The following is a 7,525-nucleotide window of genomic DNA, read 5'->3' as shown; positions in this document are numbered from 1 at the left end:
CCCTGACCAGCGGCGGCGATAGCCAGCGGCCGGGATCGGGCGGAGTCTCGCGCAGGTCGATGAGCGTGATGTCCGGCAGGCGCGCCTCGCCGTGGCGGGAGGAGAGCCGGAGCCAGCGGTAGCGGCCCTGCTCGGCGTTGCGCAGGGTCTCCAGCGACGGCGTGGCCGAGGCCAGCACGACGGCGGCGTCCTCGATCTTGCCCCGCGCCACGGCCAGGTCGCGGGCGTGGTAGATGAAGCCCTCCTCCTGCTTGAAGGAGGCGTCGTGCTCCTCGTCGACGACGATCAGCTTCAGCTTGCGGAACGGCAGGAACAGCGCCGAACGCGCGCCGACCACGATCCGGCAGCCGCCCGAGATGACGCCCTCCCAGACGCGCCGCCGGGCCGGGGGCGCAACGTCGGAGTGCCACTCCGCCGGCGCGGCCCCGAACCGCGCCGCCACCCGATCGATCACGGCCTGGGTGAGCGCGATCTCCGGCAGCAGGATCAGCACCTGCGCCTCGGGGTCGGCGGCGAGGGCTGCGGCGGCGGCCTCCAGGTAGACCTCGGTCTTGCCGGACCCGGTGACCCCGTCCAGCAGGGCGACCTGGAAGCCCCCCGCGCGCGCCAGGGACTCGAGCTCGTCGGCCGCGGCCGCCTGGCTGGCGTTCAGCGCGGCGCCCTTCCGCGCCGCGTCTGGCGCATCGAAGGCTGGGTCGGGCGCCTCGAGCCGGATCGCCAGCGCGCCCTCCTCGAGGAGCGCCTTGACCACGCCCGCCGAGACGCCGGCCAGGCGGGCCAGCGCCGCGGCGCTCGCCGCCCCCGTGCTCGCCGTGGCCAGCACCCGCGCCCGCGCGGGCGTGAGGCGCGCGGGGGCCTGGCCGGTGAGCTCCAGCACCCGCTGCGGCTTGGCCTTCGGAGCGCGCGCGCCACGCAGCGCGATCGCCAGCGGCTGGCCCGGCGCATCGACAGCATAGCGCGCCGCCCACTGCACGAACTCCAGCGTGGTCTGCGGCAGCGCGGCCTCCTCGAGCCTCGCCTGCACGGGCTTCAGCGGCCGGTTGCCGCCGGCGGCCTCGCGCAGGGCCACGACGACGCCGCGCAGCAGGTTGGGGCCGAGCGGCGCGGCCACCTGGTCGCCCACCGCCAGCGCCATGCCCTCGGGCTCGGCGTAGTCGAACGCCTCCGGCAGGGGCAGCGGCAGGAGGACCGAGGCGATTCGGCTCATGGGCGGACGTTTGCGCTCGGGCGCCCAGCCGCTACAAGCGGCGCAACCCAGCCCTGAGGTCTCCGAATGCAGCTGTTCCTCGACACCGCCGACGTGGCCGTCCTGAAGGCTCTCGCCGCCACCGGCCTGGTGGACGGCGTCACCACCAATCCCACGCTGATCGCCAAGACCGGACGCCCCATGCTGGAGGTCATCGCCGAGATTTGCGGCATCGTCGAGGGGCCGGTGAGCGCCGAGGTGGCCGCCACCGAGTCGGAGGCCATGCTGGCCGAGGGCCGCAAGCTCGCCGGAGTCGCCACCAACGTCGTGGTGAAGGCGCCTCTGACCCGCGAGGGCCTGATCGCCGTGCGCCAGTTCGCGGCCGAGGGCATCCAGACCAACGTCACCCTGTGCTTCTCCGCCGCCCAGGCGCTGCTCGCGGCCAAGGCGGGCGCCAACTACATCTCGCCCTTCGTCGGACGGCTGGACGACCACGGCGCCGTCGGCATGGAGGTGGTGAGCGAGATTCGCGCGATCTACGACAACTACGACTTCGACACTGAAATCCTCGCCGCCTCGATCCGCAATCCGGGCCACGTGGCGGCCGCGGCGATCGCCGGCGCCGACTGCGCGACCATACCGCCCGAGGTTTTTGAGAGCCTTTTCAAGCACCCGTTAACCGAAAAGGGTCTCCAAACATTCCTCAGCGACTGGGCCAAGACCGGACAGTCGATTCTATGAGCTGATCGCTTCACCGGGGGCAGGGCATGGACGGGTCGCAAGGCGGGATGGACGGCTTGCCTCTGGAGCCCGCGGCCGTCCGCCGGTTCCTGTCCGACAACCCGGAGTTCATCCGCGAGGACGCCGGCCTTCTGGACGAGCTGGGCCTGCGCGTCGCGGCCGGCAACGTCGTCGACTTCGCCCCGGCGGCCCTGGCGCGCGTGCACGCCGCCCACCGGCGCGAGGCGATGCAGCGCCAGCAGATCGAGGCGGTGGCGCGCGACAATTTCTCCGCCCAGGCCCAGACCCACGGGGCGGTGGTCGATCTGCTGGACGCCCGCAACCACTCCGACCTCGCCTGGCGGCTGGACGATCTCGCCCGGCGCCGCTTCGGCCTGGCCGCCGCGGTCGTGGCCCTCGAGGCCGACGCGCGCGTCCCCGCCGGCTGGACGCGGCTGGTCGAGGGCCAGGTGGACCTGATCCTCGGCGGCCCTCAGAGGCTGGCCCGCATGGGCTTTTCGCCCACGGCGCTTCCGCTGTTCGGCGCCGGCTGCGAGCAAGTCCGCTCCATGGCCATGGTGCGGATGGCCATGTGGGAGCCCGCGCGGCAGGGGCTGCTCGCCTTCGGCTCGGCCGATCCGGCCGGCTTCACCGAGGACATGGGCGTCGAGCTGGTGGCCTTCCTGGCGCGCGTCGTGGAGCGCACCGCCGAGCGCTGGCCGATCCTGTGACGGCGGACGAGGCGCTGGCGCAATGGCTGGCGCATCTGGCCCATGAGCGGCGCGCCTCGCCCCGGACGCTGGAGGCCTACGGCTTCGCCGCGCGCCGCTACCTCGCCTTCCTGACCGGCCACCGCGGCGAGAGCCTCGCCCTCGGCGCGCTCGGCGAGGTCACCGCCGGCGAGGTCCGCGCCTGGCTCGCCCATCTGCGAGGCGGCGAGCGGCCGCTCGCGCCGCGCTCACTGTCCCAGGCGCTCTCGGCGATCCGCGCCTTCCACAGGTTCCTCGACCGGCGGCTGGACACGCCCAACGCGGCGCTCGCCCTGGTCCGCGGCCCGCGCGTCAGGCCCGGCGCGCCGCGGCCGGTCAGCGAGGACCAGGCGCTGGGGCTGATCGCCGAGCCGGCGCTGGATCCCGACCGCGAGCCCTGGGAGGCGGCGCGCGACCAGGCGGTGCTGACCCTGCTCTACGGCTGCGGCCTGCGGATCTCGGAGGCCTTGTCGCTGAAGCGCGCCGACGCGCCGCTCCCGGACAGCCTGCGCATCACCGGCAAGGGCGCCAAGACGCGGATCGTGCCGGTGCTGCCGGCCGTGCGAGAGGCCATCGAGACGTACCTGAAAGCGGCGCCTTTCGTCCTCGCCCCCGACGCCCCGCTGTTCCGCGCGAAGCGCGGCGGGCCCTTGAGCCCGCGGCACGTGCAGGCGGCGGTGCAGGGCCTGCGCAGCCGGCTCGGCCTGCCGGCCAGCGCCACGCCGCACGCGCTGCGCCACTCGTTCGCGACCCACCTGCTGGGCGCAGGCGCGGACCTGCGCTCGATCCAGGAGCTGCTGGGCCATGCGTCGCTGTCCACCACACAGCGCTATACCCAGGTGGATGCGGCCGCCCTGCTCAGCGCCTATGCCAAGGCGCACCCGCACGCTTGAGGCCTACTCGTCCGGGCCTTCCGCAAAGCGCCCGTCGCCTTCCACGTCGTAGCGGACGATCAGCGGCGCGGGGCAGCCGCCGACGCTGCGCTCGACGGCGATCTCCTCGTGCGCCCTGGGCAGGTCGCCGAGCTTGTGGACCCCCGGCCTGAACGCCTGCGGCGATGGCCCCGCGGCCGCCGTCACCCCGACGCGGCAGGCCGGCGGGACCGGGCTCAGGACTCCGCGGGCGTGCGAGCGGTGTCGCAAAGCCCAGTCGCGGCCGACCAGGGTCGGGCTCGGCGCGGCGGCCATCTGGGCGGCGAGCAGAAGGGCGATCATCGCGTGCCTCCCGGTCTTGGTCGGACGGCAGGGTGGCGCCGCGCAGCGCCCGCCTCAAGTCAACTTTCCGGGCTCGGCCGCACCAGCCTGAGCCAGCCGACCTCGGAGCCCGGATCGCGGCCGCGCTCGACACAGCGGAACCCCTCGCGGGCGTAGAAGGCCTGGGCGCGGGTGTTGGGCGCCTGCACCTTCAGCGACAGCTCTCCGCCCATCGCACGGCTGACGTGGTCGAGCAGCGCCTTGCCGATCCCGCGCCCGCGCGCGTCCACATAGAGGGAGTGCAGGAAGTTCTGCGGCCGGTAGATCGCCGCAAGCCCCAGGATGCGGCCGTCCTCCACCGCCACATAGACCTCTTCCTCGCGGGCGGCGGATAGGAAGTCCGCGCGCCGGTGCCGCTCCGGCGGCTGCCAGCTGAAGGTCTCCCGCAGCACCCTGACGTAGAGGTCGGCGCAGGCCGCCGCCTCGTCGGCCCGCATGCGGCGGATCTCCAGGCCCGCGCGCAACCCGGCCGGTCCTAGGCCTGCATCGTCCACCCCTCCACGCCCATGGCCGCCTGCTTCAGCGCCTCGGAGCGCGTGGGGTGCGCGTGGCAGATGCGAGCCACGTCTTCCGACGCCGCCCGGAAGGCCATGGCGACGCAGAACTCGCCGATCATCTCGGAGACGTCGGGGCCGATCATGTGCACGCCCAGCACCTCGTCGCTCGTGGAATCCGCCAGCACCTTCACGAAGCCGTCGGTCTCGTGGTTGATCCGGGCCCGCGAATTGGCCGTGAACGGGAACTTGCCGGTCTTGTAGGCGCGGCCCTCCGCCTTCAGCTCCTCCTCCGTCTTCCCGACCCAGGCGACCTCGGGATAGGTGTAGATCACGCTGGGGACGAGATTGTAGTCCACGTGGGCGTACTTGCCGGCGATCGTCTCGATGCAGGCCACCGCGTCCTCCTCGGCCTTGTGCGCCAGCATCGGCCCGAGCGTCACGTCCCCGATGGCCCAGACCCCGGGCGCGCTGGTCCGCAGGTGGTCGGTCTCGATGAAGCCGCGCTTGTCGGGGGCGATGCCGACGCTCTCGAGGCCCAGGTCCCTGGTATAGGGCCGCCGGCCGATGGCGAGCAGGACATAGTCGGCCTGCAGGGTCTCCGCCGCGCCGCCGGCGACCGGCTCGACCGTGAGGCTCACGCCGGCCTTCGAGGCCTTGGCGGCGGTCACCTTGCAACCCAGCCGGAACTGCGCGCCCTGCTTGGTCAGCGACCGCTGCAGCGCCTTGGCGACCTCGCCGTCCGCGCCGGGGGTGATGCGGTCGAGGAACTCCACCACCGTGACCTCGGCCCCCAGCCTGCGCCAGACCGAGCCGAGCTCCAGGCCGATGATCCCGGCCCCGATGACCAGCAGGGTCTTGGGGACCTCCGGCAGGACGAGGGCGCCGGAGGAATCCACGATCCGCCGCTGGTCCAGCTCGACGCCCGGCAGGCCGGCGGGCTCCGAGCCGGTGGCGATGACGATGTTCTTGGCCTCCAGGGTGGTGGTCTTGCCGTCGGCGCCGGTGACCGCGACCTTGCCCGGGCCGGCGATCCTTCCCTGGCCCTTGATCCAGTCGACCTTGTTCTTGCGGAACAGGAATTCGACGCCTTTGGTGAGGGCGCTCACCGAGGCGTCCTTCTGCTTCATCATCTGGCCGAGGTTCAGCTTCGGCGAGGCCTCGATGCCGAGCTCGGCGAAGTCGTCGGCGGCGATCTCGAACAGCTCCGAGGCGTGCAGCAGCGCCTTCGACGGCATGCAGCCGACGTTCAGGCAGGTGCCGCCGAGCGTCGGGCGCATCTCCACGCAGGCGACCTTCAGGCCCAGCTGGCCCGCGCGGATGGCGCCGTTGTAGCCGCCGGGGCCGCCCCCGATGATCACCACGTCGTAGCTGGTCTCGGCCATGGATGCGCCCGCTCAGGTCAGGTGGGCGCGCACCCTATTCTGGGCTTGGCCGAAATCAACCGGCGACGGTCGCGAACGCTCAGTGCGGCCCCGGGCCGGGCGTGTTGCTGACCGTGCCGCTGGTCCCGGGATTGCTGACGCCGCCGTTGGGCGAGGGGCCCGCCCCGCCCGGCTGCGCCGAGCCGTTAGAGTTCTGGTTGCGGGCGTTGTCGGTCTCGGCCTGGGCGCCGGTCTGCGGCGCGCTGCCGCCGCCCCGCATGGTGTCGCAGGCGCCGAGCGCCAGGGCCAGCGCCGCCGCGGAAGCGGCCAGGGTCGCGGTCTTCAGGGTGGACATGCGCAAGCCTCGTGCAGCCGACGGCTCCGTGCCGTCCGCGCATGAACCCGCCGCTGAGCGCGGCCGTTCCGGAGCCCGGCCTTTTCGCAAGCCGGTTCAGAGGTCGAGCAGCAGCCGCTGCGGCTCCTCGATGGCTTCCTTGACGTGCACCAGGAAGGTCACCGCGCCCTGGCCGTCGACCACCCGGTGATCGTAGGAAAGCGCCAGGTACATCATCGGCCGGGCCGTGATCTGGCCCGCCACGACCATCGGCCGCTCCTGGATCTTGTGCATGCCGAGGATCCCCGACTGGGGGGCGTTCAGGATCGGGGTCGACATCAGGGAGCCATAGACCCCGCCGTTGGAGATGGTGAAGGTGCCGCCCTGCAGGTCCTCGAGCGCCAGTTGGCCGTCGCGGGCCTTGCGGCCGAGCGCGCCGATCGCCTTCTCGATCTCGGCCAGGCTCATCTGGTCGGCGTCGCGCACCACCGGCGTCACCAGGCCGCGCTCGGTGCCGACGGCCACCGAGATGTCGTAGTGGTTCTTGTAGATCAGGTCCGCGCCGTCGATCTCGGCGTTGACCTCGGGAACCTGCTTCAGGGCGTGGATGACCGCCCTCACGAAGAAGCCCATGAAGCCGAGCTTCACGCCGTGGGTCTTCTCGAAGGCGTCCTTGTACTGGCTGCGCAGCGCCATCACCGCCGTCATGTCCACCTCGTTGAAGGTGGTCAGCATGGCCGCGGCGTTCTGCGCCTCCTTCAGCCGGCGCGCGATGGTCTGGCGCAGGCGGGTCATCCGCACCCGCTCCTCGCGCTCGTGGATCGGGCGGGGGCCGGCGGGCGCGGGCGGCGGCGCGGGCGCCTTGGCGCGCGCCTCCAGCGCGGCGAGCGCATCGCCCTTGGTGATCCGGCCGTCCTTGCCGGTGCCGGGAATGGCCGCCGCGTCGAGCCGGTTCTCGGCCACGATCCGCTGGGCCGAGGGGGCGAGCACCGGCTCGGCCGCCGCGCGGGCGGGCGGGCTGGCGGCCGGCGCGGGCGCGGACTTGGGCGCCGGCTTCCCCGGCTGCGGCTCGGGCTGCAACTCGCGCGCCGGGGCGGGCGCGGGCTTCGAGCTCGCCGCCGGCGCGGGCGCCGCGGCCGCCTGGCCGCCGCCGTTCGCCTTCGGCTGAGCGGTCGCGCCCTCGGCGATCTTGCCGAGCACCGCGCCGGGCTCCACCGTCGCGCCTTCCTCGGCGTCGATCTCCGACAGCACGCCGTCGGCCGGCGCGGCCACCTCGAGCGACACCTTGTCGGTTTCCAGCTCGACCAGGATCTCGTCCTTGCGCACCTGCTCGCCCGCCTTCTTGGCCCAGCGCGCCACGGTCGCCTCGGTGACGGACTCGCCCAGCGCCGGCGTCATGATGTCGGCCATCTCGATGCGCTCCCT

9 protein-coding genes are annotated in these 7,525 nt (G+C 73.1%); 3 read left to right on the top strand and 6 right to left on the bottom strand.

Annotated elements, in window-relative coordinates:
* The coding region (locus VLI41_RS00780) for a DEAD/DEAH box helicase (RefSeq protein ID WP_325266143.1) at nucleotides 1-1,207 on the bottom strand (1,207 nt) is incomplete at its 3' end.
* Nucleotides 1,208-1,273: 66 nt separating this feature from the next.
* Here VLI41_RS00780 and fsa point away from each other — a divergent pair.
* The 3 genes from fsa to VLI41_RS00765 are packed head-to-tail and all read left to right on the top strand — an operon-like array spanning nucleotide 1,274 to nucleotide 3,548.
* Nucleotides 1,274-1,927 (top strand): fructose-6-phosphate aldolase, encoded by a 654-nt coding sequence (fsa, locus tag VLI41_RS00775; protein ID WP_325266142.1) that lies wholly within the window; start codon nucleotides 1,274-1,276, stop codon nucleotides 1,925-1,927.
* 26 nt (nucleotides 1,928-1,953) lie between these two features.
* Nucleotides 1,954-2,637: a DUF484 family protein gene (locus VLI41_RS00770; protein WP_325266141.1), complete on the top strand. Its 684-nt coding sequence runs from the start codon at nucleotides 1,954-1,956 to the stop codon at nucleotides 2,635-2,637.
* Nucleotides 2,634-3,548: a tyrosine recombinase XerC gene (locus tag VLI41_RS00765; RefSeq protein WP_325266140.1), complete on the top strand. Its 915-nt coding sequence runs from the start codon at nucleotides 2,634-2,636 to the stop codon at nucleotides 3,546-3,548. The genes VLI41_RS00770 and VLI41_RS00765 overlap by 4 nt, the downstream gene beginning before the upstream one ends.
* Before the next feature lie 3 nt (nucleotides 3,549-3,551).
* On the opposite strand, the gene VLI41_RS00760 is transcribed toward VLI41_RS00765, so the two are convergent.
* The 5 genes from VLI41_RS00760 to odhB all read right to left on the bottom strand — a co-directional run bounded on the left by VLI41_RS00760 (nucleotide 3,552) and on the right by odhB (nucleotide 7,510).
* Nucleotides 3,552-3,869, bottom strand: coding sequence for a hypothetical protein (locus tag VLI41_RS00760; RefSeq protein WP_325266139.1), 318 nt, complete (start codon nucleotides 3,867-3,869; stop codon nucleotides 3,552-3,554).
* Between the two features lie 59 nt (nucleotides 3,870-3,928).
* Complete coding sequence (locus VLI41_RS00755; protein WP_325266138.1) at nucleotides 3,929-4,345, bottom strand: GNAT family N-acetyltransferase; 417 nt, start codon at nucleotides 4,343-4,345, stop codon at nucleotides 3,929-3,931.
* Nucleotides 4,346-4,383: 38 nt separating this feature from the next.
* A complete protein-coding gene (lpdA, locus tag VLI41_RS00750; protein ID WP_325266137.1) occupies nucleotides 4,384-5,787 on the bottom strand; it encodes a dihydrolipoyl dehydrogenase in 1,404 nt (467 codons plus the stop codon).
* A gap of 79 nt (nucleotides 5,788-5,866) precedes the next feature.
* Complete coding sequence (locus VLI41_RS00745; protein WP_325266136.1) at nucleotides 5,867-6,121, bottom strand: hypothetical protein; 255 nt, start codon at nucleotides 6,119-6,121, stop codon at nucleotides 5,867-5,869.
* 96 nt (nucleotides 6,122-6,217) lie between these two features.
* A complete protein-coding gene (odhB, locus tag VLI41_RS00740; protein ID WP_325266135.1) occupies nucleotides 6,218-7,510 on the bottom strand; it encodes a 2-oxoglutarate dehydrogenase complex dihydrolipoyllysine-residue succinyltransferase in 1,293 nt (430 codons plus the stop codon).
* Nucleotides 7,511-7,525: the final 15 nt, after the last annotated feature.

The sequence above is a fragment of the Phenylobacterium sp. genome, assembly GCF_035475775.1.
GTDB lineage: Bacteria > Pseudomonadota > Alphaproteobacteria > Caulobacterales > Caulobacteraceae > Phenylobacterium.
Note: the sequence above shows the minus strand (reverse complement) of the source record. Positions and strands in the feature narration are given on the sequence as shown.

Bases quoted from the DNA above. Each gene is read 5' to 3' on its own strand.
- fsa (WP_325266142.1), top strand. From the start codon at position 1,274: ATGCAGCTGTTCCTCGACACCGCCGACGTGGCCGTCCTGAAGGCTCTC.
- VLI41_RS00770 (WP_325266141.1), top strand. From the start codon at position 1,954: ATGGACGGGTCGCAAGGCGGGATGGACGGCTTGCCTCTGGAGCCCGCG.
- VLI41_RS00760 (WP_325266139.1), bottom strand. From the start codon at position 3,869: ATGATCGCCCTTCTGCTCGCCGCCCAGATGGCCGCCGCGCCGAGCCCG.
- VLI41_RS00755 (WP_325266138.1), bottom strand. From the start codon at position 4,345: ATGCGGGCCGACGAGGCGGCGGCCTGCGCCGACCTCTACGTCAGGGTG.
- lpdA (WP_325266137.1), bottom strand. From the start codon at position 5,787: ATGGCCGAGACCAGCTACGACGTGGTGATCATCGGGGGCGGCCCCGGC.
- VLI41_RS00745 (WP_325266136.1), bottom strand. From the start codon at position 6,121: ATGTCCACCCTGAAGACCGCGACCCTGGCCGCTTCCGCGGCGGCGCTG.
- odhB (WP_325266135.1), bottom strand. From the start codon at position 7,510: ATGGCCGACATCATGACGCCGGCGCTGGGCGAGTCCGTCACCGAGGCG.